The sequence below is a fragment of the Rhizobium sp. RCC_161_2 genome (genome assembly GCF_041355235.1).
In the GTDB taxonomy this organism is placed as follows: domain Bacteria; phylum Pseudomonadota; class Alphaproteobacteria; order Rhizobiales; family Rhizobiaceae; genus Rhizobium.
Window position 1 is genome coordinate 22,310 of sequence record NZ_JBFUPL010000021.1, and the last position, 23,040, is coordinate 45,349.

Sequence of the window (23,040 nt, forward strand, 5' to 3'; positions counted from 1 at the left end):
TCGGTAGGTGTTCTTTCCAATGAAATTTTTAAAAGCTGCTCACGCAGCGCTTGTGCTCTTGCTGGCCGGATGTGTCTCCTCCGATCCAGTCGATAACGTCTTTTCCGACAAGCTGCTGCAGCTCGACGCGCGCGGAAAGCCGTTGCCGGCGACGACGAGCGGAACAAGCTCCCTGCTCGCGAATGGGAGCTCGGCAAATGCATTTGTCGGAGCGACCCAGCAGGGGAACGAGAGCTTCGTTTCGCAAGGCGCTCCAGCGTTTTCCGTTGAAAAGCGAATATCCGGCGGCGATGGGTATACCCTCAACCTTGTCGACGCTCCCATTTCCGCCGCGGCGAAAAGCATCCTGGGCGACATTCTCAAGGTCAGCTACGTCGTGGACCCGCGCGTCAACGGAAAGGTTACGCTGCAAACGAGCCAACCGGTATCCCGGGATGCGCTTGTCGATATCCTGGAATCTGCCCTTGCCGTCAACGGAGCGGCAATCGTTCGCAAAGGCGATTCCTATCAGATCGTCCCGATCGGCAATTCATTCTCGACGACGCCCGCAGTTACCGTGCCTTCAGCGACACCGTCCGGCCCCGGCGTTCGGGTTCAGGTAATCGAACTGCGCTTCATCGGTGCGGAGGAAATGAAGAGCATTCTGGAGCCGATCAGTCGTCCGGGATCCATTCTGCGCGCCGATACGGCACGCAATCTCCTGATGCTGGCGGGATCCAATGCGGACCTCTCCGCTATGCGGGATGCGATCGCCACCTTCGACGTCGACTGGATGAAGGGAATGTCGGTGGCGCTTCACCCGCTCAAGGCCTCGCAACCCGCTGATGTCGCAAAAGAGCTGAACACCATATTCGGCACCCAGGACGGGCCCAATGCGAAGCTGATCAAATTCGTTCCGAACGACCGACTGAATGCGGTGTTGGTTATAACGTCCCGCCGCGCCTACCTGTCGCAGGCAGCCGACTGGATCAACAAGCTCGACCGCATCGCCAGCACCAACGAGAAGCAGCTCTTCGTCTACAATATCCAGAACCGACCGGCGAAGGAGTTGGCGCAGGTATTGCAGTCCGTAATCTCGGGCCAGGAAAAGAATGCGCCAAGCTCCACGAACGCGGTCGCGCCTGACATGGCGCCGACGACGTTGACGGGAGACGCCACCTCTTCCGAACCTGCCGCTGCAAATACGAATGTGGCGTCCGCAACCGCGTCGGCATCGACGTCGGCGGGAGATTCAACGCACACATCCGTCGTCGCGGACGTGGAAAACAATGCGCTGTTGATATCGACGACACAGCGCGAATACGAACACATTGAGCAGATTTTGAAGCAGTTGGATGTGATGCCGACGCAGGTTCTCATCGAGGCTGTCATCGCCGAGGTGACCCTCAACGATCAGTTGAAGTTCGGGCTGCGCTGGTTTTTCGAAAGCGGCAAGTTCGGTGTCGGGCTTTCCGATCTCTCCGACGGCAGCACCGGGGCCAGCTTTCCGGGTTTTGCCTGGACTTTTGCCTCCAGCAATGTCGGCGCCACCCTGAACGCGCTGTCGAGCATAACCAACGTCAACATCGTATCCGCGCCGACCCTGATGGCCCTGAACAATCAGAAGGCAACGCTCCAGGTCGGAGATCAGGTTCCGATCGTCACGCAACAATCCGCCTCCACCACGACGAGCAACACCGCGATCGTCAGCTCGATCGACCTGAAAGATACCGGCGTGATCCTTACCGTCCTGCCAAGGGTCAACAGTTCCGGACGGGTCATGCTCGATATTCAGCAGGAGGTTTCGAACGTCGTGAAGACGACGACGTCGGGCATCGATTCGCCGACGATCCAGCAGAGAAAGCTCTCCACCAAGGTTATCGTCGATGACAATGAAAGCGTTGCGCTCGGCGGGCTGATCCAGCAGAGCAACACGTTGAACCACTCGCAAGTGCCGCTCCTTGGGAAAATGCCGATCTTCGGCAATGCCTTCAAAAACAAGGAGGACACGATCAACAAGACCGAACTGATCATCTTCATCAAGCCCCGTATCGTTCGAGACGTGCGGCAGGCAAGGGATGTGACGGAAGAGTTCCGAAACCAGCTGAATTTGAGCTCGGCCGTTCAGAAGCGACGCGGCGGCAAAAGCGAGCTGGAGCAGGACCTGAAGAGGCTGGAATATTGATCGGCCCGTTGACGCTACAGCAATGGATCGCGGTTCTGTTGATGATCACAACGATCCTGCGGATCGCCTGGATCGATCTGAAGGTCAGGCGCATTCCGGACCATTGGAATATCGTGCTCGCGGGACTGGGGATTGCCTACAGGCTTCCATTTGGCGTTTTCGACACCTTGCGAGCACTCGCGGTCGGATTGGCGACCATGGCAGTCTTCGCCCTCCTGCGCTGGGTTCATCTCCGGATAAGCGGCCGGATCGGGATCGGGCTGGGTGATGTCAAATTCATCGGCAGCGCCACCATCTGGTTCAGTCCTTGGAACCTTCCCCTGTTTTTCATGCTGGCCAGCAGCACGGCTCTGTTGTTTTCCCTCGTTTTTCTACGAGGCAAATCGACGGCCCTTCGCAATCTCAGGGTGCCGTTCGGGCCATTTCTCGGAATTGCACTCGTCCTGACCTGGTTATCAGAGGTTACATCCTTGTTTTCATTGACACCTGCGAGCTCCTTATGACGAAAAGAGACATCATAGCCGAGAAGAATGTCCGAGCCGGAGCCCATGACGATGGGTTCACGCTCGTCGAGCTTCTGGTCGTGCTTGCCATCATCGCCCTCATCGCGGCGATCGCGGCACCCCAAGTCCTGCGATATCTCGGATCGGCGCGCGTCGATGCGGCGAAAGCGCAAATGCGGAACCTGGAAAGCGCGCTTGAACTTCTCTACGTCGATGCCGGTCGCTATCCGACAACGGAGGAAGGTCTTTCAGCGCTTGTCGAGCACCCGGCCGGATTTACATCCTGGAACGGTCCCTACATGAAACAGACGGCCGCACTCCGCGACCCGTGGGGCAATCCATACCAGTATAAGGGTCCTGAGGGTCCATCTGGCTATTCATTGATGTCGTTCGGGCGAGACGGGAAGCCGGGCGGCGATGGCCAGGACGCCGATCTCAGCCCGTAGGCCCGCCCGACCGGCTTCGGCCTTATTCCGGCACGGCGGACAGATGAACGATCCTTTCGGCGGAGACCTTATGTCCCGAACGCGTGATTGAAACAGTGATGCCGACAGAGGCGGGCAATCTATCTACCTGGGTCCATTCGGTGCGCCATGCGCCGCCGGGTGAGCCCTGCGACGCATCGCCCTGTGTCCAATATCGAAACTGGAGCTCGTCTATCCGCGCCAGCTCAACGGCTTCTGTCTGAATTTGCCCGCCGGGCCTGCGCGGGCGAAGCGACTGCATCAGCCGGCCATCATTCTGCCGGTCTGCGCTGCGCTCGAGGAAGATGCTCACGTCCCTGAGACCGTATTGCCGGCTGCCGATACGGCTGACCGCAACGAAGGTAAGCCTGTCCTGGCCTCCTATCATCATCGGATGCCGTTGCGGACCGTCCTGTATCAAGGGAAACGGGCGCGCATCGCGAACGGTCTCTTCGACAAATCCGGCCAGGGCCTCCACTTCGACAATCGCGTCATTCCTTTCCCGCGCCATTATGACGGCGCGAAATTGGCTGACCATGGCCAGGATGATCATCGATAATGCCGCAATGAGGGCCAATGTCACGAGGACCTCGATCAGGGTGAAACCATCGTCGTCCCGCCGGCAATCGATCGGGACAGCATCGAGTGGGGGCATCGACGGCATCTTCACGGCAATCTCGGGCGGTCATTGATCAGAAAATCGTAGTGGCGCACGCCACCGGGAAGAAATACCCGCAAGCGCGCCATCCCCTCGTCATCCTGTTCCTCGGCAAATGGAACGGGCTCTATCTCCCATTGAAGGCCATCTGTTTCGCCCCGCGGTGAAGAACTGTTTCCTCCCTCGGCTGTCGTTATCGCGAGTTCGATCTTCGGCACTGTGGTCAGGATCTTCATCTTCTCTTGCGCCATAGCAGAACTCTTCGCCGCCAGTTGCACCGTTTGAAGAATGATTGCCGCCGAAATCGACAGGATCACGAAAGCGCAGAGAACCTCGATCAGCGAAAAGCCTTCCTCTCCGTGCGAGGCGGGATCACCTGTCATCGTCATTTGCCGACATGATCGTTGGGATGCCCGTCAGCCAGGGAATTCGAAGTGTCATCTTTGGCGAGCCGTCGCTCGAAAGAGAGATGGTGCCACCGGACGATGTGCCGTCGGGGAAGAAAACAATGGAAGCCTGGCTTTGCGACCGGGTCAGCTCCCGACCCGTCACAACTTCGACAGTTGCCGAAGCCGGGATGGAGATACGCCGCCTGCCATCGGCGTCGGCAATTGTTTTCGCCTGAACATCGACTTGCAGAGTAAGATCCCTACGGCGATTGATCGCCTCCATTCGGAGCATTTGGGCAAGATGACCCGCATCCCGGATCACGCTCTCCGGAGACGCGGCCATCCGCCTTGCCGGAAATGAGGAAAAGGCGATCGCAGCGGTGACTGAGATGATTGCGAGCACGACAAGCATTTCTACAAGCGAAAAGCCGGCTTCGTACCCGTCTGTTCCCGGTCTCGCTGCGCTCATTGCAAACTCAGATCGTTGATGCCGAGAAGCGCACTCATGACCGAGATGACCAGACCGCCGATGAGGCCCCCCATGGCAATGGTTATGACCGGCGTCATCAGCGCGAGAAGCCGGCCTTGGGAGCGCAAAGCCTCTCCCTCCAGCAGCTCGGCGGAGCGGAACAGAACAGTTGAAAGCGTGTTGACCTCATCTCCGATTGCGACGAGCGATACGACCGCGGAGGGAAATATCGCGGCCTCCCCAAGCGCGTCCGGTAGCCGCGAGCCGCTCAATACACGCTCGCGGACGGTTTCCAATGGCGTGGAATAGGTTGCAATCGGGCAGGTTGCCGCGGCAAAAGCCAAAGCCTTCGGCATTTCAACGCCGTTTCCGAGCAACAATGCCAGACTGTGGAGGTAGCGGGCGAGACCCTGCTTTCGGATGAACGCCCCGATCAGCGGCAATGAAATGGCTGCGTTGGAGATGAAAGCCTTCAACCGTGCTCGCTGGGCACTTCGCAGCGCGAGGAGACCCACCAGCAGGGGCGCGAGCGCCAATACCGGCCCCCAATTCACCAGCAGAGCCCTCAGGACGTCGAGAGACCTGATCATCAGCGGCGCCGGCCGACCGGCTCCCTCGAATATGGGAAGGATCGCCGGGACAAGGAAAAATGTCACGATCAACAACGCGACGCACATCATCAGAACGAGGAAGGCGGGATAAGCAATGGCCTCTGTAATCTGGCTTCGTTGCGCGCGCTGTCGCTCCAGGTTGTTTGCGATGACCCCAAAGATGACGGGAAGCTTCCCGGTCTGCTCGCCGCTTGCGATCAAAGCCGCGATGTCTCGACCTGCGTCTCCAATGGCCTGAAATGCTTCCGATGGGGCCTTGCCGCTGGCAAGCCGTTCAATCAGCTCCTTAGCGAGCATGGAATTGGCCTGGTTGCCCTGATCGGCAGCCATAGCCTTCAAGGCCCGGTCCAGGCCGAGCCCGGCATCCATCAGCATCGCAATATCGGCAAAAAATCGTTCCAGATTTGCTTTTGCAGGCAGTATGCGAGTGACGGGAAACGCTATTCTGGAGCGTGATCGGCGCGCCTCGGAGAGTTCGAGGACTTTCAGACCATCGGCTCTCAGCCGCAGGCGTGCCTCGGCTTCGCCCAAAGCCTCCAGCACCCCGCGCTTCCTGGTGCCATCCTTCGAGAAACCGACATAGGAGAAATTGGGCAATCTCACTCTCCTTGCAGATCGACGACGCGCGAGACTTCGGCGACGGTGGTAATGCCTGCAGCAACCAGTTCACGCGCCTGTTGCGCCAGCGGACGCATCCCCCCCTTGATCGCCAGATTTTCGATTTCGCTCTGGATCAGATCCCGGCCGATCGCTTCGCGTATCGGTTCCGTGACCTCCAGTATTTCATAGACCGCCCGCCGGCCGGAATAACCGGCGCCATTGCAGGTCTCGCAGCGGATGCCCGCCGGATGGCTCGAACAATCCGGGCATGCCTTTCTCAGGAGGCGCTGACCAATGATGCCCCGGAGCGTCGCGGCCAGCAGATAGCTCTCGACACCCATTTCGCGCAGCCGATTAATGGCGCCGGCCGCGCTGTTCGTGTGCAGTGTCGACAGGACGAGGTGGCCGGTCAGCGCTGCCTGCACGGCAATCCTCGCCGTCTCGGGATCTCTGATTTCACCGAGGAGAATGATGTCCGGATCCTGACGCAGGACCGAACGAAGGGCCGTGGCAAAGGTCAGGCCGATGGATGGTTCCACCTGTAACTGCGTTACTCCCGCAAGCCGGTACTCGACGGGATCCTCCACCGTGAAGATCTTCGATTTGGCATCATTGATGTCGCTGAGGATGGAATAGAGCGTTGTCGTCTTACCCGAGCCCGTCGGACCCGTCAGGAGCATGATCCCGTTCGGCCGGCGCACGATCCTCGCGATCGTCGCCATGCTTTCGGGTTGATAACCGAGAGCCGCCAGATCCAGCCGGATATTGGAGCGGTCAAGGATGCGCAGCACAATCGTTTCGCCGTGGATGCTTGGCATCACCGAAACACGAAACTCCACTTCCTGTCCTCTGATCGAGGCTCTAAGGCGGCCGTCTTGTGGCAGCCGGCGTTCGGAAATGTTCAGGCGGGACAGGATCTTGATGCGGCTCGTCACCGCCGCCGCGTTAAACTTTGGCACAATTTCCAGCGTGTCGAGCAGACCGTCTCTCCTCAGGCGAATCCTGATCGAGTCCTCAAGCGGCTCGATGTGCACATCCGTTGCCTTTTCATCCACCGCCCGCTGCAGGATGCGTGAAACGAACTTCACGATCGGCGCTTCGCGGGCAATATCCAACAGGCGGTCCACATCCTCCGCCTCGGCGCTATCCTGGAAATCCGTGGTCTCAGATGAATTTTGGCCCTTGGCCCGTTCTCGAAAAAATTCGTCGATCAATAAGCGCGGAGCGACGCTGATGGTGGCGGGAAGATCGACGAGATAGGAAACAGCCCCGATGGTCGAAGATGCAAACGGGTCCGCTACAATCAGCTTGATACTGTTGCCTTGGCTCTGGCAGGGTATGATTGCATGCGCCTGCGCAAAGACTGCTCCAATGCGCTCCAGCAGCTCTTCATCGACGCCCGCAATGACGCTGCTGCAATCGCATAGGCAGAAGAGCGCCATGGCTTCCGCAAGCTGTGCATCCGGCATGAATGCCAGCTCGCGCATAACGATATCGACAGGGTGGCTCGTCGCGGCCTGGACGGAAAGCGCGCGCTGCACGGCTTCGGACGTGAGGTGCCCCGCCGCCTCCAATGCACTCAGAAAGGCCTCCGGAGTCATTTGTTCCTTTGTCATTTGAGCGCATCCGCGACTGCCGTCAGCATTGGTTCGGCAACGAAATCTCCACATGGCAGGTCCCGGCCGAAATAGGCCGTCGTTTCCGCTTCCTCGGGAACTGTGGGGATCGAGGCAACATAAGCGAAGCCGTCGCCTGAGAAGTCAAACACCGTTGCCGAACTGGCTTCCAGTTTCTGGTTGCGGAAGAGCCGCACGACAATGGTCACGGCCCGTGGCTTGGCCGCCGATGCGATCAGAGGCAACGACCCGGATGCCCGCGATTCCAAAATGCGGCCGATGGCATCGGGAACGGCCTTCCTGGAGAGCGTTCGGCTGCCTGTCTGCACGGTAAAGACATTCGCGATGGCGGCGGGCGATACCAACTGCAAAGCGACAAGGTCCTGCAACTCGATCACATCCTCAAATACCGCATGCTTGTAGCCGGTTTCGCCGATGAGGTCGGCGGGAAGCTCTCGCTCGGCTCGGCGATCCGGTCGTCTGTAATTGTCCGTTGCCAATGCAAGCGTTGACGCGTTTTCCTCGGAAAAGCCCAGGGCCTGGAAACCGATGTCCAGAAGGGGAGTTCCAGCTTTGTTGAGGTCGATCAGGCCGGCGTGATCCTGCACTCCCAAAGCGATGGAGTATTCGCCCAGATCGCAAAGCGACACGCCATCCGCCTGGGGTATCTCGATATCACCATGCTTGAGCCGCGTGGCGAGCTGTCCTGCAACATGGAGAGAAAGCGTCTTCTCGATCCGCGAATAGCGGAAGGAGCGCAGTGCGTTTTCAGCGGTCAGCGCCCGCAGGCGGGCCGATATCGAGAACGGAACAAGGATGGCCGATGCGACAAGCACCAGTCCGAGCACCGCAACCAGTGCAAAGCCCGATTGTGGATGATCGCTGTCCGCGCCGTTCATTCTTCGACCTCACCGGTCGCGGTCTGCCCGCTCCCGCCCGCCGCAAACAGATCATAGGAAACCGTTTGGTCCTTCTGCGCGAGTGTCAAATTGCCTGCACCGATTTTGGTGATCGTCCATCCGGCAATCGTGCTTCCTATGGGGAGCCATTCGGCGGCGGGGCTCCCCTCGACGCGCACCAGTGCACGGCGCTCTCCTCCGATGGTGCGCGTGCCCTGAAATGCGATTGCCGGGCGGGTGATGATGGCCGCACCCTTGTCGACGGAGGCTGTGTCCTGCTGTTGGACCGGCTTTTCTTGCACAACGAACTCCCGTCGCGTCGGGCTGAACAAGGGTCTTGAGAGCGTCTGCGAGAGGGCAGAGCCATTGTGAAGGATGAGGTTTCCGGCGATTGCAGTGCTGTCCATCGCCACAGGACCGGAGGCGCCCGAGGCAAGCGCGGTGATGTCGACATCGCTGCGGAAAAGGCGGAAATTAAGTGCCAGGAGCGAGACAATCATCAGGGAAAGGAGCACCCAGGGCAATTTTCGAGCCGACAATCTGATCACGGCTTCGCTCCCTCGATCGCCACTGTTTCGGCCGGATTGAGGGGACTGAAAAACGACAATTGCACGCTGAGCTCGATAGGTTCCGCCAATCGCCCGCCATTTGCCGCGCTTGTTCCGTTCAGGATCAGCTCCCGGACAATGATGTAAGGCTTCTCTGCCTCCAGTTGGAGGAGGATGGCGTGGATGGCAGTGAGGCGGCCCTGCAGGCTTGCACGAACGCCGACATATTTGACCTTGTTCTTTTCGAGAGTCGGGAGACCACCGACCGACACCACAGTTGCGCCGGCGGTGCCGGCGAGAGAATTGAGCTTGTTCTGCAGTTCGGCCTGAATGACTGGTTCAGTCGCGCCGGCGAGAAATTCCTGAGAGGCATTCGCTGCGGCAGGTTCCTTGGAGAGCGTCCCGTCCAAGGCGATCAATTGGTCGAAGCGAGCCAGGGCACGCCTGGCCTCGGTGATTTCATCGCTTTGCTGATCGATGATTGCAACGGCAGCCCAGACTGTCGCCAATGTCAGGGTGATACCGAGCGCCAACGTTGAAATGGCGATCAGGCGCTGCACCATGATCGGCAGGTTCATGACAGTGATCAACAATCCGGTCATCGCATCGCTATTCGCATCTGGATCGAAAATCGTTCCCCCTCTTGCCCGGGGGTTCTCAGGACCTGAGACGCGAAACTGGGGTTTGACAGCAGAGGAGATGCACCAAGGATCGCTATCAGGTCCGCCGCCGAGTTGGAAAATCCGGCGATCGTGACTTGGTCCTCCCGGATCGACATATCCGTAAGCCATGTTGAATCGGGAAGGATCCGTGTCAGCTCCTCCCAAATCATCGTAACCGGAATGGATTCAGCCTTGCCCGCGCGCGCCGCTTGCAACAGCTTCTGTTCCAGCTGTCGCCTTTCCAGTTTTTTCCGGACGGCCGATGCCTGCGTCTGTTTGATATTCGTGAGCTCCGCCAGGCGTGACATCGCTGATGCGTTTCGCAGATAGGCGTGCGTGAATGTTGCTACCGACAAAATGATGGCGGCTCCAAGCACGCCACGTGACAGCTGCCTGCGAAGCCTGACACGCCGAGGGAGGGTGTACATGGACTTGAGGCTTGCCTTGCAGACGAACTCAGGCTCAGCTTCGGTGTCCAAGGCGATCGCCGACACCGCATGGCCGGCCTCGCCAACCGCTACGATGATCGGATCGAGAATGGATTTGCGGACTACAGCACAGCTGGTCCCGCCTCCATGCAGATCTCCAGGCAAGAGCACGTAGGAATCGTCGCGCAGAAACGGCACGGCTTCCTCGATATCGATCAAGGCCATGGCGCGAGCCCGGCCGTAAGGAAGAACTCTGTCGGATAACGGGCGTTTCAAATATCGATCAGGTGCAAGCCTCAAAAGAATAGGCATCCGTCGGTCAAGGGAAGCCAGGAGGGCTCGCAGGTCTTCGGGGGCCAGCATGCTCGATTTGCGAAGGCCTGTACTTGTTTTGAGCTCCACAACGCATCCGTGGCGGTGAATGATTACGGTTGCGGTGCCGACTTGCGATCGGGCGGCGATGGTCTTCGGATTTCCATCCCTGCATAGCCTGGAGAGCCAATCCAAACTGTCGAGGATTATGGGGAAATCCATTTCCAATTCGTCCCCGACTTGCCCGTTACCTCGTATGAAATTCGAGTCTCATCGGGCATGCAACTAGCATGTTCGCAATCCGGGGAGCCAGCTATAGATCGTATCCGAATGCCGATTTCTGTATAAAAAAAAGCGCGGTCGTTCACAAGCAGTGAATATGTCTGGCAAGTCGTAGTTCGCTCCGATTCCCGCGGATCTTAGCCATTTTGAGAATAAAACTTCCAGACGAGCAGCGTCACTTCGACCGAGCTGCGATCAAAATGCGGGACCTGGCGGCATGACGAGATTGTTCAGGATCCTCATGATCCTTACAACCGATTTTCCGCGGAAATGATTGCTCAAGCAGTTTGGCTGGCGGCGTCGCTTTACTGACTGCGGTTTGAGAAGATGCAGAGCTTCTGCTTTCATGCAGAGATCGACAAAGAGATTTCGCGCCATGTCGTGACGGCATCGCCGCGAAGTTCGCGATAATCGGCGGCAGTCAGATGCTTTCGATGGAGGAGGAAGAGGTTGGCGATCTGGCCGTTGGCTGAAACAAAGACTGGCATTGTCGAGCCGATTTGAACCGCATCATGCGCCGCTCTCGGCGTCGCACAGCAAGCTGAGAATTCTCCGCTCGATTGTTGAGGCCCTTGTGTGAACGATGTTCAGTGCCTCGGATCAACTCGGCCTTTGCGGCAGAGTATGAGCGCGGCTTGTCGGTCACCATGACACGCGCGTCAGGCCTTGGCTTTTCAGCAGCTTTCGCATCAGTCGAACAGCGGTTTTCTTGTTCCGCCGGATTTGCAAGAGGGCGTCGAGAACATAGCCGTTGGCATCGACGGCGTGCCACAGCCAGTATTTCTTTCCCTTGATGGACACGACGATCTCGTCAAGATGCCATTTGTCCGCAAAGTTGCCTCTTGATCGCCGCCGAAGATGATGGGCAAATTTGCGACTGAACGTCGTGGCCCACTCCGACACGGTTTGAAACGAGACATCAATCCCGCGCTCGGCGAGCAGGTCCTCGACATCCCGCAGACCCAGTGGGAACCGATGATAGAGCCATACTGCGTGAGCGATGATCTCGGCAGGAAAGCGATGGCGCCTGTAGCGGTGTGCGGCAATGTCGGCGGCAAACTTTGTCGTGGAACACGTATACCATTCCGATCAGCACCAATCGGTTAAGGCGACGCAACCCCCACAACTGGTTCAAAATTGCGAAGCATTTCATAGGCCTGTCTCTGCTTAGCGGGGTCAGCGCCAAGCAGAAGGACGGGTCAAATCGGGGCGGAATTCAAGAACCGGGGGGGGCGAAAGATTGCTCTTGAAAACGAGGGGCGCACGTTATACTAAATTTTTCTATTTAGTATAACGTGCGCCGATCTGCTACTTCCAAAGCCAAAGGTGCCGGATCGCAGGGCGCAGGGAGCGCTATACTGAAAATACATATTTAGTATAGCGAGGCCGATATGCGGCAGATTGATCTCATGTATCGCACCATGACCGCTGAACTTGGTCAACGGTTGCTTGACGCCAGGTTCTCGGCTGACTTCCCCGTGGAAGGTCGCTTTGTGGGCGTCAACAACAAGGGTCGCAAATACTGGTATTTCGACCAGCCGACCGAAGGGGAGGGGCACAGGCAGAAACGTCAGTATGTCGGCCCCGCAGACGATCCGGAGATCACCAAGCGCGTTGAGGCTTTCAAAGCAATCAAAGACGATGCCAAGGTCCGTCGCAAGTTTGTATCCACGCTGGTCCGCGAAGCTGGTTTGCCGGAACCGGATCGGTTTTCGGGTAACGTGATCGAAGTTCTCGCCAATGCCGGAATTTTCCGGCTCCGGGCTTGCCTGGTCGGATCAGTTGCCTTTTCGGCCTACGGTGCGCTCCTTGGCGTTCGTTTGCCTGCCGCGTCGATGATGACGGATGACACAGATTTCGCTCAGGACTATGCGATCAGCTCCGAAGTAGGAGATAGCCTTCCACCTATTCTCGAACTCCTTCAGAGCGTCGATCCGACGTTCCGACCCTTGATGCATCGATCAGGCTCGCCGCGCGCGACGGGCTTCATCAACAATAGCAGCTATAAGGTCGAGTTTTTGACGGGAAATAGGGGAAGCGACGACTACATGGACAAACCGGTCGATATGCCGGCTCTTGGCGGTGTATCAGCCGAACCGTTTCGCTTCCTTGATTTCCTGATCCGCGATCCTGTGCGGTCGGTCATGCTGCACAAGAGCGGCGTGTCCGTCATAGTACCCGACCCATGCCGGTATGCGGTTCACAAGATCATTGTGGCATCTCGCCGGGTGGTCGATACGATCGGAGCTGCTAAGCGCGAGAAGGACCTGAGGCAAGCTGTCATAATGTTCGAAGCGCTCGATGCATCAAACCGTCTCAATGATCTTGCCGACGTCGCGAAAGAGGCGTGGGGGAGGGGAGAGGCCTGGCGCTCTGCCATTCAAGCCGGAATGGGATACATGCCTCGAAAACAAAAGGCGGCTACCGTCGCCCTGTTCCGTGATCTCGGCATAAATCATGAGGTCGAGGCCGACTAAAGACGGGAGGTGTCTGTGAAGCGGCTCCGAAGATCGATCCCTTGAGGATGGAGCCCAACATATTGATCCTATTGCGCAATTACGCGCCAAAGCGTGATTGCGGCCGGCTCGGGGATAACCCCGCTTAATTTCTTATTTTTCACTGCGTTTCCAAATGGTTGTCGCGGATGTCAGCGGGGTGAACGTTCGGAGCCGATTCACAGTCCTGAAACTCGACGTGAAAGACTTTGTAGTCCCGCGTGCGGGGTGGGCGGAAGCGTTTGAGCAGTTCGGCATCCCGAAGGGCCGCACCGCACCTGCCGAAGAAATGTTTGAGGCCGTGAATGCAGGATGGATGGCCCTCGGCGTCAAGGGTGCGGAGCACGTGGCGGGTACGCCGTCCGCGCGCCATGTCTTTGCGGCTGCACAGAACGCCGCCAAGGCGTAAGTCGGAGACGGATCAGGCATGAGACGGAGACTACCCCAGTTCCTCGGCAAGGCCGATGAGAAGACCCTCGGGTCCGCGGATGTAGCAGAGCTTGTAGGCATCCTCATATCGGACGACATCGCCGACAAGCTGGGCGCCGTGCGCGCGCAGCCTTTCAACGGTCTCTTCGACATCGTCAACTGTGAACATGGCTCGCAGATAACCAAGGGCGTTCACCGGAGCGTTGCGATGATCAGCAACGACTTCCGGTCTGAGGAAGCGGGAAAGCTCCAGCCGGCTGTGCCCGTCCGGCGTGCGCATCATGGCGATCTCGACGTGCTGGTCGCCCAGACCCGTGACACGACCGGCCCAGTCGCCCTCTATCGTCGCGCGACCTTCGAGTTCGAGGCCTAGCTCCTGAAAAAAGCCGATCGCCATTCCAAGGTCTTCAACGACAATCCCGATGTTGTCCATTCGCTTGAGCGCCATGCTCCGCCTCCTCCGGTTTTAGGTCCCATTTGCTGCTAGGACGTGGATGAACTATCGGTCCCGACATCGCTATCGAAATCTTTAGGGAAAATGTTCGGATGGCGTCACCCTCATCAGCATTCGTCCCGGGCGCATGAGATGACATTGCCAAGCTTTTGGCTGTCCAGTCGAGGCCCTTGCGGGTCTTGAGCGTCACGTCGCTCATTCTCAGCGCGCATCTGGATGCGGTAGCTGTCGAACTTGATCTCTTGGATTCAGCCGTCGGCCGAGGGCGGACGCTCGCGCGTTTCGCAGAGTTGCGGCGCGATAAACTCCGGCATTGCGGACTTGGCTGCTTTGGCCGGCGCCGCCTTCATTTTAGTTTTCGTTTCTGCTTTGCGTTCTTCCGCCGCAAGGCCATGGTTGCTATACCAAACGGCGACCGCCTGGGACGTCGCCACTTCCGATCAGGAATTTTTGCCCTTGCCAGCAGCGATCGCCTCCGTCGTCCGCCAGGAGGCGACGGAGGTTGCATTCTCTTCCAGGACTGCCGCACCGTTTTCCTCGACGGAGAAATCATCGTGATGTTTGATCATCAGCCAATTGCTGCGTTCGCCGCCGTCACGGTCATTGCGCATCCGCACAAGAACGAAGCCGACATGCAACCGCTCGCCTTCGAGCCTGAACTTGAAATCGCCTTTGGCCAGCTGTTGGTCTCCACACGGGACTGAGCCGGCTCAGTTCTGCGTTGAAACCAACAGCCCTCCTTAAATTGCCTGCGGCTGGTAGTCTGCTGGCGCGTTGGGCATGACACCCTGAAGAAGGGCAACCGATTTCTCCAGGCCTTCCAGGGAATTCAAGAGCACGTCCTCATGCTCGATCGAAAGCCAGCCGTCATATCCGGCCATCTTCAGGCGATAGCAGAACTGACGCCACCACTCTTCCCCGTGGCCAAAGCCCAGCGTAATATAGGACCAGCTGCGAGCAGAGATATCCATCAGGCTTCCGTTTTCGAGAAGGCTCGTAACAGCCTGCTTCGGAGCGTTGAGGAAAGTGTCCTTGGCATGGACATGATAGATCGCATCGCCAAGAGCTTCGGCGGCAATCAAAGGATCTGCGCCCATCCAGAAGAGGTGAGAAGGATCGAGGTTGGCGCCGACAGTCGGGCCGACAGCCTGACGCAGCTTCAAGAGCGATGGCACATTGTACACACACTGATTACCATGAAGCTCCAGAGCGATCCGTTCGACCCCATTCTCCTTCGCAAGGGCGACGATCTCCTCCCAAAAAGGAAGCAACTTCTCTTCCCACTGATATCGCAGGATAGCCTGTGTCTCTGGCGGCCAGGACGAGACGACCCAGTTCGGCATCGTGTCGTTGGGGCTGCCGGCAGGCAGGCCTGACATTGTGCAGACGGTTTTAATTCCCATTTCGCCAGCGACCCGGATCGTATCCTTAAGGCCCTCTCCTTGCGTGGGATCTGTCGGATGCAACGGGTTGCCGTTTGCGTTCAGGCTGATCACCTCAAGGTCGCGGTTGGCAAACCCCTGAAGAAAGGATTTCTGCGCATCCCGGTTACCCAGTATGGCTTTCAGATCGAAGTGCGGCGCGGTCGACCATCCGCAGGTGTTGACTTCCACCCCGGATACGCCCATGCGCTTGGCGTGCTCGAGCAGTTGATCGATTGGCACGCTGCCAAGGCTGTCGGATACGAAACCCAGTTTCATGCATAGAACTCCGGCTTATTGATCATTTCGACTGCGACTTTGCGTCCCTCGTTCAAAGCTTTGACGCCAGCTTCCGCGACGATGGCCGCGCAGTAGCCGTCCCAGCAACTCGATGCGATCTCCGGGAATTTCCGGGTCTCGACGAAGCGCAGGAATGCCCGATTCTGGCGACGATAAGCGTCATAGTACCGGCCGCGCCAATCGGCGTCATAGCCGGTGTGTTGGCTGAGGCGCTGGTCGATCCGCGTAAACGCGACCTGGTTCATCGCGATCGAGGCTTTTTCACCAACGACTTCCGCGCGCACGTCGTAGCCATAGGCTGCGTTGTTATTGATTTCGATATTCACCAGTTGCCCATCCTCGGTCTCCAGAACCATGACGACAGGAGCGACCAGTGCATCCGAACGCTTCGGCTGAAACGCCGAGATCGACACATATTCTGTGCCAAGCACATGACGGACCACGTCGAATTCATGCGGCGCCGAATTGGTAATCGCCATCGCGCCTGTGAAGTCAGACGCGGGCGTTTCCACATTGCGATGAAAATTGTGCATCATCAGCGGGCGCCCAATCACCCCGCTTTTCAGCGCCTGCTGCATTTCCAGATAGGATTGGTCATACCGTCGCATGAAGCCGAGCTGCACGAACCGGGCAGCCGCTGCCATTTCGGCGTTCATCACCTTCAGGCATTCGTCGGATGATTGTGACAGAGGCTTTTCGCAAAGGACCTTCTTTCCAGCTGCGATACAGGCGAGCGAAAGGGAAGCATGGGTGAAATCGGGGCTTGCCACGATCACCGCATCAATGTCGGCACGGCCGATAGCCGCTTCCGGATCGTTTCCGACGTCAGCCGCACCATACAAATCGGCCACCTTGCGAGCGCGGCTCTCATCCATATCGCAGATGAGCTGGAGGGTGGCGCCCTGCATTTCTTCAGCGACGATCTTCGCGTGATCCGCGCCCATCAGGCCTGCGCCGATAACTGCAATTCTTATTGTCATGGTCTTTCCTGTGATTCGGACAAATGGCTGACGGATCGGTGAAAGGTTCGGCGTGCCGGAAACGGATTCCCGACACGCCCGGGAGGAATTACTTCTTGATGAATTGGTCGACGTTTTCCTTGGTGATGGAGGCGAAGGGAACCAGCTTCTCGGCCGGCGCCTGTTCGCCCTTCTTGATACCCTCAACGACCTCGAAGGCGGCCTTTGCCTGACCGGCTGCATCCTGGAAGATCGTCTGGGACATTTCACCGGCTTTGATGGCCGTCAATGCATCCGGAACACCGTCGACGCCGGAGATAAGCACGCCCTTGAGGCGGTTTGCGCCCTTGAGAGCTTCGAGAGCGCCCAGCGCCATCTGGTCATTGGCGGCGATGATGCCGTCGAACTTCGGGAAGCTCTGGATCCAGTCTTCGGTCACCTTCATGCCTTCGGCGCGATCGTAATTTGCCGAGAGGCTGGCGAGCGTCTTGACGTCCGAACGGCCGAGGGCTTCTCCGAAACCTTTCTTGCGCTCCTGCGTATGCGACAGGCCCGGCGTGCCTTCGAGATAGAGGATCTTGGCGTCCTTTGGCAGGTTCGCCTTCATAAACTCACCCTGAAGACGGCCGGCGTCGATATTTTTGGAACCGACAAATGTGTACTTGCCGCCAGCCGACTGAATACCGAGAGCAATGACCGGAATTCCTGCCGCGTTGGCCTTTTCGACGCCTGGGACGATGCCCTGGTAATCGACGGGAACGACAACAATTGCATTGACCTTCTGGGCAATGAAGTTGTCGATCTGGTCAAGCTGCTTGCTGGCGTCATTGTTGGCGTCAGAGAAGTTGACTTCGACAGCCGGATCGGACTTGGCGGCTTCAGTGAAGGCATTCTTGCGTGCCATGACGAAGACGTCGGTGTCGGCCATATTCGCATATCCGACGACGAATTTGTCGGCGGCAAAGGCGGCACCTGTCGACAGTGCAGAGACGGAGACGGCGCAGGCGAGAGCGAGTTTAGCAAAAAGTTTCATAGGGTCCTCCCAATTGAGATCAGGTTACGTTCAGCGCCGCAAGGCGCACATACAGTTGGTCCCGGCCGCCCTTGTGGTGCGGCCCCGAACGGTGTCAGGCCTTCTTTTTGCTGCGGGCCGATTTTGTCCAGACATCGAGGATGACCGCGATCGCAATGATCAGTCCCTTGATAATCTGCTGCCAGTACGAGCTGACATTGAGGAGATTGAGGATGTTGTTGATGACGCCGATGATCATTGCGCCGATGATTGTGCCGGTGATCGTTCCGGTTCCGCCCATCAAGCTTGTACCACCGACGACGACTGCCGTGATCGCGTCGAATTCGTAGCCGACGCCGCCTGCCGGCTGACCGGAATTGATGCGCGACATCAGCACGATCCCTGCGACCGCGCAGAGGATTCCGTTGTAAATGAACGCCTTCACGACAATGCTATCGGGATTGATGCCGGAAGCTTTGGACGCCCGCTCGTTACCGCCCACCGCGTAAACGTAGCGCCCGAACTTCGTCTTGTTGAGAAGAGCCCATGACAAGATGACAAAAGCCACCAGAATGAGCACGGAAATCGGAACTGGACCGAGCGAACCCTGACCGATGATCTTGAAATCGCCAAGACCGGTGATCGGCGAGCCGCCAGTGTAGAGCAGCACCGCGCCACGAGCGACCGTCGTCATCGCAAGCGTCATGATGAAAGACGGAATCCGGAAGAACGTGATGACAAAGCCATTGATCAGGCCGGCAAGGATGCCGACGGCGATCCCGGCACAGACGGCAAGAACCACGCTGCCGGTCATGGCCATGACGCTTGTCGCCATCACACCGCAAAGTGCCAGCACCGACCCGAGCGACACGTCGATATGGCCAAGGATGATGATGAAAGTGACGCCGCAGGCAAGAAGACTGACGACCACGACCTGGCGTAGCACGTTGGTCAAATTGGCTTCGGTCAGGAACGTCGGGCTTAGAAGCGACGCCAGAATACAGATGCCGATGAAGATCAGCACTGTTCCGTACTTGCGGTAAATCTGCGCAAAGCTCACATTGCTCAGGGGCGACGCCTTGCCCTGCTTGCCGCTTGTGGTTGCTGTTTCAATGCTCATCAGTGTCCTCCCGTTGCAAGGCGCATGACGCTTTCCTGCGTCGCCTCGCTTCTTGTAAGTTCGCCAGCAACCCGGCCCTCGCTCATCACCATCACGCGATCGCTCATCCCGAGAACCTCGGGCAGTTCCGAAGAGATCATGAGGATCGCCAGGCCTTGGCGGGCAAACTCAGTCATCAGTTTGTGGATTTCGGACTTGGAGCCGACATCGATGCCGCGCGTCGGCTCGTCCAAGATCAAGAGCTTGAGATCGCCCAGCAGCCATTTCGCCAACACGATCTTCTGCTGATTGCCGCCACTCAGGTTTTCGACAATCATCTCCGTGTTCGGCGTCTTGATCTGCAGCGTCTTGATCATACGCTGCGCGGCTGTTTCCTCCCGCCGCTCGCTGATGAACAGCCCTGACGCGAATTTCTTCAGATTGGCGAGCGAGATGTTTTCGCCGACCGATCGGCACAACACGAGCCCCTCGGCCTTCCGGTCCTCCGAGACCATGGCGATGCCGTGGCGGATTGCATCAGTCGGAGAGCCGACCTTGATCGGCGTGCCATTAAGTCGAATAGTCCCGGCGTCGTATGTGTCGAGCCCGAAAATCACGCGGGCGACTTCCGTTCGTCCGGCACCGATCAATCCTGCCAATCCAACAATCTCGCCCGCGCGCACCGTCAGATTGACGTCCTCGAAGACACCGGCGCGGCTGACCTTCTCAAGGGACAGAACGACGTCACCGATGGGCACATCCTCTTTCGGGAAAATACTTGAAATGGTCCGACCAACCATTTGAGAGATCAGCTTGGCTTCGGTGTAGTCGCTCGAAGGGCCTGTCGCGATGAACTGACCATCCCGCATGACGGTGATGTCATCCGCGATTTGGAAAATCTCGTCCATTTTGTGGGTTATGTAGATGATCGCAACGCCGTTTGCCTTGAGGTCGGCGATCTGTTGAAAAAGCATGGATACTTCAGTGTCGCTGATTGCCGACGTCGGCTCGTCCATGATGACGAGAGACGCTGCGCGCGAGATCGCCTTGACGATCTCGATCAGCTGAATAGCCGCGATCGAAAGATCACGCATCTTCGTGGCGGTCGAATATTTGAGGCCAAGTCGGTCGAGAAGCTTTTGCGTGTCAGCGTTCATCTGGGCGAAGTCAACGAACGAAGCGAACACGCCCTTTCGCCCGATCGTCGGCTCACGGCCGAGGAAGATGTTCTCGGCGATGGTCATATCGAGGACCGGGCTGAGTTCTTGATGGATCATCGAAATGCCGCGATCCAGCGCTGCGGCCGCGTTTTGATGGTCGAGCTTCTCGCCTTGAAAGAAAATCTCTCCGTCGTCGATGGCGTAAATGCCGCTTAGGATCTTCATTAGCGTCGATTTGCCGGCACCGTTTTCGCCGACCAGGACGTGGACGCTGCCTGCCCGGACGCGCAGATTCATACCGTCAAGTGCGCGGACGCCCGGAAAAGATTTGGTAATATCCCGCATTTCGAGGACAAATTCGTTCTTGGCCGCAGCGAATGATGTCGCCGGGGCTCCTCCCACCGAAGTCATATGAATATTCCTCCTAACCACAGGCTCTCCCAAGCCCGGCGCCGCAAGGCGTCTTTTGTGTTTCCATTCTTTGTCTACTTCCTCAATTTATGTCAATTTATGTCTATGCTTTTCTCTCAAATTCATTCAAAATGACTTTCATGAAATGGGAGAATATGTTGTGTCGCGACCGACGATTGCCGATCTGGCAAAGGCAGCAAATGTTGGAATTTCGACGGTGGACAGGGTCATCAATGGCCGCCATCCTGTGCGACCGAAGACAGCCGAACTCGTTCTCGAGGCCGCCGAGCGCATCGGGTTTCACGGTCTGACGGCGATCAAACGGCGCATCGAAGCGGACAAGCCGGTCATTAAATTCGGTTTTCTGCTCAAGCAACAGCACCGAAAGCTCTACCAGATGTGGAGCGAACTTCTCGCGAAGGCTGTCGACGCCTACCCCGACGCCCATGGGCGAGCGATTGTTCGGTTTATGGACGACCTCAGTCCTGACAAAGCGGCTGCCGCAATTCGTGCACTGAGTCGCGAGGCTGACGTCATTGGGATGATCACGTCGGACCACCCACAGGTCAATCATGCGATTGCCGACCTTGCCGCTGATGGCATCCCCGTCGTCACAATGATCTCTGACGTATCCGCCACGGAGCGAGCAGGTTTCGTCGGGAATGATTGTGCCAAGAAGGGAAGGACAGCTGCCTGGTTCATAGCACATCTCAATTCAAGGCCGGGCGAAGTTGCTGTATTCGTCGGGAGCCATCGCTATCTCGCCCAAGAGCTTTGCGAGATGGGCTTTCGATCGTATTTCCGGGAGGCGGCACCGAAATTCCGGATGCTCGAGACGTTGGCGACGATGGAGGAGCCGCAGACGGCCTACGCGCTGACAAAGCAACTTCTAGCGTCGCAAGAGCGCTGGGTCGGCCTGTACGTTGCAGGGGGTGGAGTGACAGGGGTAATGCAAGCCCTTCGGGAGGACCGTAGCCCCGTAGCTCAGAGGTTGGTTGTCGTGGCTCATGAACTGACGAACGAAACGCGTGCTGGCTTAGCGGAAGGACTGCTTAAGGTCGTCCTCTCGCATCCTGCACGTCAACTAACGGAGACACTGGTGCGCGCCATGGGAGATGCCGCCATGAACAAAGGGGAGCCGACTGGGATGACGCAAAACGTGCTTCCTTTTGACATACACACAGCTGCAAACATTTGAGGAAAGAGGTTCCGATTATCTCAGGACCGATGAACGGCGCCAGCCTGTCAAAGCGGTGTCCACAGACAGATCGCACCGACTATAGTGACTTGTTCCATAATTCAGCTTTGCCGCCACAAACCTCGCAAACCGCTGATATCGCTTCTTTAATTAGCGTTGATATTGAAATTTCGATCGCGGGATCACCGGTTCGACTCCCATCAAAGGAAGCAATGGGCAATGGTGGAGTCTCTCAGGTGCGTGCAAATTCTAGGAGCGGCGCAGTATCATGGTTGTCAGCTGCGCGAAGTGCCGCGACGTAGCGAGTGCGCAATTCACCAACGTCGGCGAGCGTACCACCGCCCCAACTGAAACGCTCGCCGCCAAGACGTTCGATCAGAAGGTCAGCTGCCAAGCGAGCGTGACGCCCATTTCCGTTTGGAAATAGGTGGATCGCAACCAGGCGATGGTGAAACCTGATGGCAATTTCATCCGGCGAAAATGTCTCATGCATAATCCAATATCGGACGTCGCTTAACAGGCTCGCGAGCTCCATTCCAATGCGGTAGGCTTGGACGCCGATGTTGCGCTCCGTCGTTCGGAAGGTGCCGGCCCATTCCCATACGTCGCTAAGCATCCGCTTGTGCAAGGTTCGCATGAAGTCTTCGCTGAGCATTCGCTCAATCGAAGCGCGTCGGCGCCCGCGCGCCCAGGCTGCGCCCGAGACGATGTTTTCCTGCTCGGCCTCGTTGAGATCGCGGCGGTGCGTTATCCAAGTCTGAAGCAGACCCTCTCGCTCTTGCGGTTCGAGGGGTGTTGCGTCCTCGGGCTCCTGAAACAGGTCGGTCATGTCTCATTCCAGAGGTCACGCTCGGAGAGCCTGTCGCGAATGTATGCTTGGACCCGGGCCTCGAAGTCCACATCATCCGTGCCCTGGGCTTCGAGCCGCATCGTGTGCGAGACGCGGTGAAGCTCGCGCGTTGCGATTTTCCTTGCGCGCGCTTCGATAACAGCTTCGAGTGAGCTGTTGGGAACAAGTGCGTAGACGAGTGTGCAATCCAGCGCCTCAGCTGCGCGACGCAAGGTGTTAAGTTGGATCGTCCCTGCGGCTTCCGATTTCTCGATGGCTTCGACGGTTTGCGGCCGCACGCCAAGGCGCGTGCCAAGCTGGGCGCCCGTCATCCCGAGCGCATCGCGTAGCGCGCGCACCCATCCTTTCGGCGGCGCCTTGAATCGGTCAGTCGGGTGGAGTGCCCGAAGCCTTTCATCAAGGCGCAGGCGGCCCCTTCTTCGACTATCGCTTTTCATTTCGTTCTCTCAGGCCATAGGCTGATAGTTAGCTATTTCATATCAGGATACAGGCTGAATATCAACGTGATAAAATCAGGCTATAATATGATAGTACGAATGGTAAAATCAGAGTATAGTCTGCGATGAAAGTAGAGCAAGTCAGGCCTTGGTCGGTCTGGCGCCGCTTGCAAGCTCGACAAGGGATATCAGGTGATATCGGCTGCTCGC

General features: G+C 57.8%; 24 protein-coding genes and 3 pseudogenes. 6 read left to right on the forward strand and 21 right to left on the reverse strand.

Translation table 11 applies throughout. The features are described 5' to 3' along the window. The first annotated feature begins 19 nt into the window (after positions 1 to 19). Genes gspD through gspG form a run of 3 tightly spaced genes read left to right on the forward strand, consistent with a single transcriptional unit; the run spans position 20 to position 3,113 of the window. On the forward strand, positions 20 to 2,164 hold the full coding sequence (gene gspD, locus AB6803_RS30925) for a type II secretion system secretin GspD (RefSeq protein ID WP_371112431.1): 2,145 nt from the start codon (positions 20 to 22) through the stop codon (positions 2,162 to 2,164). Further along, positions 2,161 to 2,667, forward strand: coding sequence for a prepilin peptidase (locus tag AB6803_RS30930; RefSeq protein WP_371112432.1), 507 nt, complete (start codon positions 2,161 to 2,163; stop codon positions 2,665 to 2,667). The genes gspD and AB6803_RS30930 overlap by 4 nt, the downstream gene beginning before the upstream one ends. After that, complete coding sequence (gene gspG, locus AB6803_RS30935; RefSeq protein ID WP_371112433.1) at positions 2,664 to 3,113, forward strand: type II secretion system major pseudopilin GspG; 450 nt, start codon at positions 2,664 to 2,666, stop codon at positions 3,111 to 3,113. Before AB6803_RS30930 ends, gspG begins: the two co-directional genes overlap by 4 nt. Before the next feature lie 22 nt (positions 3,114 to 3,135). Here the strand turns inward: gspG and AB6803_RS30940 are convergent, their stop codons facing one another. From AB6803_RS30940 to AB6803_RS30985, 10 genes and pseudogenes are all read right to left on the reverse strand, one after another. After that, a complete protein-coding gene (locus tag AB6803_RS30940) occupies positions 3,136 to 3,786 on the reverse strand; it encodes a prepilin-type N-terminal cleavage/methylation domain-containing protein (protein WP_371112434.1) in 651 nt (216 codons plus the stop codon). Positions 3,787 to 3,797: 11 nt separating this feature from the next. After that, on the reverse strand, positions 3,798 to 4,172 hold the full coding sequence (locus AB6803_RS30945) for a type II secretion system protein (RefSeq protein WP_371112435.1): 375 nt from the start codon (positions 4,170 to 4,172) through the stop codon (positions 3,798 to 3,800). Then, positions 4,162 to 4,647: a GspH/FimT family pseudopilin gene (locus tag AB6803_RS30950; protein WP_371112436.1), complete on the reverse strand. Its 486-nt coding sequence runs from the start codon at positions 4,645 to 4,647 to the stop codon at positions 4,162 to 4,164. The genes AB6803_RS30945 and AB6803_RS30950 overlap by 11 nt, the downstream gene beginning before the upstream one ends. Then, on the reverse strand, positions 4,644 to 5,855 hold the full coding sequence (locus AB6803_RS30955) for a type II secretion system F family protein (protein ID WP_371112437.1): 1,212 nt from the start codon (positions 5,853 to 5,855) through the stop codon (positions 4,644 to 4,646). The genes AB6803_RS30950 and AB6803_RS30955 overlap by 4 nt, the downstream gene beginning before the upstream one ends. Positions 5,856 to 5,857: 2 nt before the next feature. Beyond that, positions 5,858 to 7,474 (reverse strand): GspE/PulE family protein, encoded by a 1,617-nt coding sequence (locus AB6803_RS30960; protein WP_371112438.1) that lies wholly within the window; start codon positions 7,472 to 7,474, stop codon positions 5,858 to 5,860. Next, positions 7,471 to 8,373 (reverse strand): hypothetical protein, encoded by a 903-nt coding sequence (locus tag AB6803_RS30965; RefSeq protein ID WP_371112439.1) that lies wholly within the window; start codon positions 8,371 to 8,373, stop codon positions 7,471 to 7,473. Before AB6803_RS30965 ends, AB6803_RS30960 begins: the two co-directional genes overlap by 4 nt. Beyond that, positions 8,370 to 8,921 (reverse strand): hypothetical protein, encoded by a 552-nt coding sequence (locus tag AB6803_RS30970; RefSeq protein ID WP_371112440.1) that lies wholly within the window; start codon positions 8,919 to 8,921, stop codon positions 8,370 to 8,372. The genes AB6803_RS30965 and AB6803_RS30970 overlap by 4 nt, the downstream gene beginning before the upstream one ends. Further along, entirely contained in the window at positions 8,918 to 9,523 is a 606-nt protein-coding gene (gene gspM / locus AB6803_RS30975) for a type II secretion system protein GspM (RefSeq protein WP_371112441.1), read from the reverse strand. The genes AB6803_RS30970 and gspM overlap by 4 nt, the downstream gene beginning before the upstream one ends. Then, positions 9,520 to 10,236: a PilN domain-containing protein gene (locus AB6803_RS30980; protein WP_371112442.1), complete on the reverse strand. Its 717-nt coding sequence runs from the start codon at positions 10,234 to 10,236 to the stop codon at positions 9,520 to 9,522. Before AB6803_RS30980 ends, gspM begins: the two co-directional genes overlap by 4 nt. Positions 10,237 to 10,949: 713 nt before the next feature. Beyond that, positions 10,950 to 11,652 (reverse strand): annotated as a pseudogene (locus AB6803_RS30985) (IS6 family transposase). A 344-nt stretch (positions 11,653 to 11,996) separates the two neighbouring features. Here AB6803_RS30985 and AB6803_RS30990 point away from each other — a divergent pair. Both AB6803_RS30990 and AB6803_RS30995 read left to right on the forward strand, forming a co-directional pair. Next, the gene (locus tag AB6803_RS30990) at positions 11,997 to 13,082 is read left to right on the forward strand and encodes a GSU2403 family nucleotidyltransferase fold protein (RefSeq protein ID WP_371112443.1); all 1,086 of its coding nucleotides are present in this window, start codon (positions 11,997 to 11,999) and stop codon (positions 13,080 to 13,082) included. Between the two features lie 217 nt (positions 13,083 to 13,299). Continuing rightward, positions 13,300 to 13,509, forward strand: a complete 210-nt coding sequence (locus AB6803_RS30995) for a hypothetical protein (protein WP_371112444.1) — start codon at positions 13,300 to 13,302, stop codon at positions 13,507 to 13,509. Between the two features lie 30 nt (positions 13,510 to 13,539). On the opposite strand, the gene AB6803_RS31000 is transcribed toward AB6803_RS30995, so the two are convergent. The 9 genes and pseudogenes from AB6803_RS31000 to AB6803_RS31040 form a co-directional block, all read right to left on the reverse strand. Beyond that, a complete protein-coding gene (locus tag AB6803_RS31000) occupies positions 13,540 to 13,977 on the reverse strand; it encodes a VOC family protein (protein ID WP_371112445.1) in 438 nt (145 codons plus the stop codon). 154 nt (positions 13,978 to 14,131) lie between these two features. After that, positions 14,132 to 14,672, reverse strand: a pseudogene (locus tag AB6803_RS31005) (ATP-dependent DNA ligase); the annotation flags it as partial. 51 nt (positions 14,673 to 14,723) lie between these two features. Continuing rightward, the gene (locus AB6803_RS31010; protein WP_371112446.1) at positions 14,724 to 15,683 is read right to left on the reverse strand and encodes a sugar phosphate isomerase/epimerase family protein; all 960 of its coding nucleotides are present in this window, start codon (positions 15,681 to 15,683) and stop codon (positions 14,724 to 14,726) included. Next, on the reverse strand, positions 15,680 to 16,684 hold the full coding sequence (locus AB6803_RS31015; protein ID WP_371112447.1) for a Gfo/Idh/MocA family oxidoreductase: 1,005 nt from the start codon (positions 16,682 to 16,684) through the stop codon (positions 15,680 to 15,682). Before AB6803_RS31015 ends, AB6803_RS31010 begins: the two co-directional genes overlap by 4 nt. 88 nt (positions 16,685 to 16,772) lie before the next feature. Next, on the reverse strand, positions 16,773 to 17,696 hold the full coding sequence (locus AB6803_RS31020; RefSeq protein ID WP_371112448.1) for a sugar ABC transporter substrate-binding protein: 924 nt from the start codon (positions 17,694 to 17,696) through the stop codon (positions 16,773 to 16,775). A 94-nt stretch (positions 17,697 to 17,790) separates the two neighbouring features. Continuing rightward, a complete protein-coding gene (locus tag AB6803_RS31025) occupies positions 17,791 to 18,795 on the reverse strand; it encodes an ABC transporter permease (RefSeq protein WP_371112449.1) in 1,005 nt (334 codons plus the stop codon). Continuing rightward, positions 18,795 to 19,574, reverse strand: a complete 780-nt coding sequence (locus AB6803_RS31030) for an ATP-binding cassette domain-containing protein (protein ID WP_371112468.1) — start codon at positions 19,572 to 19,574, stop codon at positions 18,795 to 18,797. Before AB6803_RS31030 ends, AB6803_RS31025 begins: the two co-directional genes overlap by 1 nt. Before the next feature lie 8 nt (positions 19,575 to 19,582). Further along, positions 19,583 to 19,657, reverse strand: coding sequence for a hypothetical protein (locus AB6803_RS31035; protein WP_371112469.1), 75 nt, complete (start codon positions 19,655 to 19,657; stop codon positions 19,583 to 19,585). A 127-nt stretch (positions 19,658 to 19,784) separates the two neighbouring features. Next, positions 19,785 to 20,345 (reverse strand): annotated as a pseudogene (locus AB6803_RS31040) (ATP-binding cassette domain-containing protein); the annotation flags it as partial. Positions 20,346 to 20,505: 160 nt separating this feature from the next. Here AB6803_RS31040 and AB6803_RS31045 point away from each other — a divergent pair. Then, entirely contained in the window at positions 20,506 to 21,543 is a 1,038-nt protein-coding gene (locus AB6803_RS31045) for a LacI family DNA-binding transcriptional regulator (protein ID WP_371112470.1), read from the forward strand. Between the two features lie 232 nt (positions 21,544 to 21,775). On the opposite strand, the gene AB6803_RS31050 is transcribed toward AB6803_RS31045, so the two are convergent. Together AB6803_RS31050 and AB6803_RS31055 are read right to left on the reverse strand one after the other, a co-directional pair. After that, a complete protein-coding gene (locus AB6803_RS31050) occupies positions 21,776 to 22,372 on the reverse strand; it encodes a mobile mystery protein B (RefSeq protein WP_371112450.1) in 597 nt (198 codons plus the stop codon). After that, entirely contained in the window at positions 22,369 to 22,830 is a 462-nt protein-coding gene (locus AB6803_RS31055) for a mobile mystery protein A (protein ID WP_371112451.1), read from the reverse strand. The genes AB6803_RS31050 and AB6803_RS31055 overlap by 4 nt, the downstream gene beginning before the upstream one ends. Positions 22,831 to 23,040 lie beyond the last annotated feature (210 nt).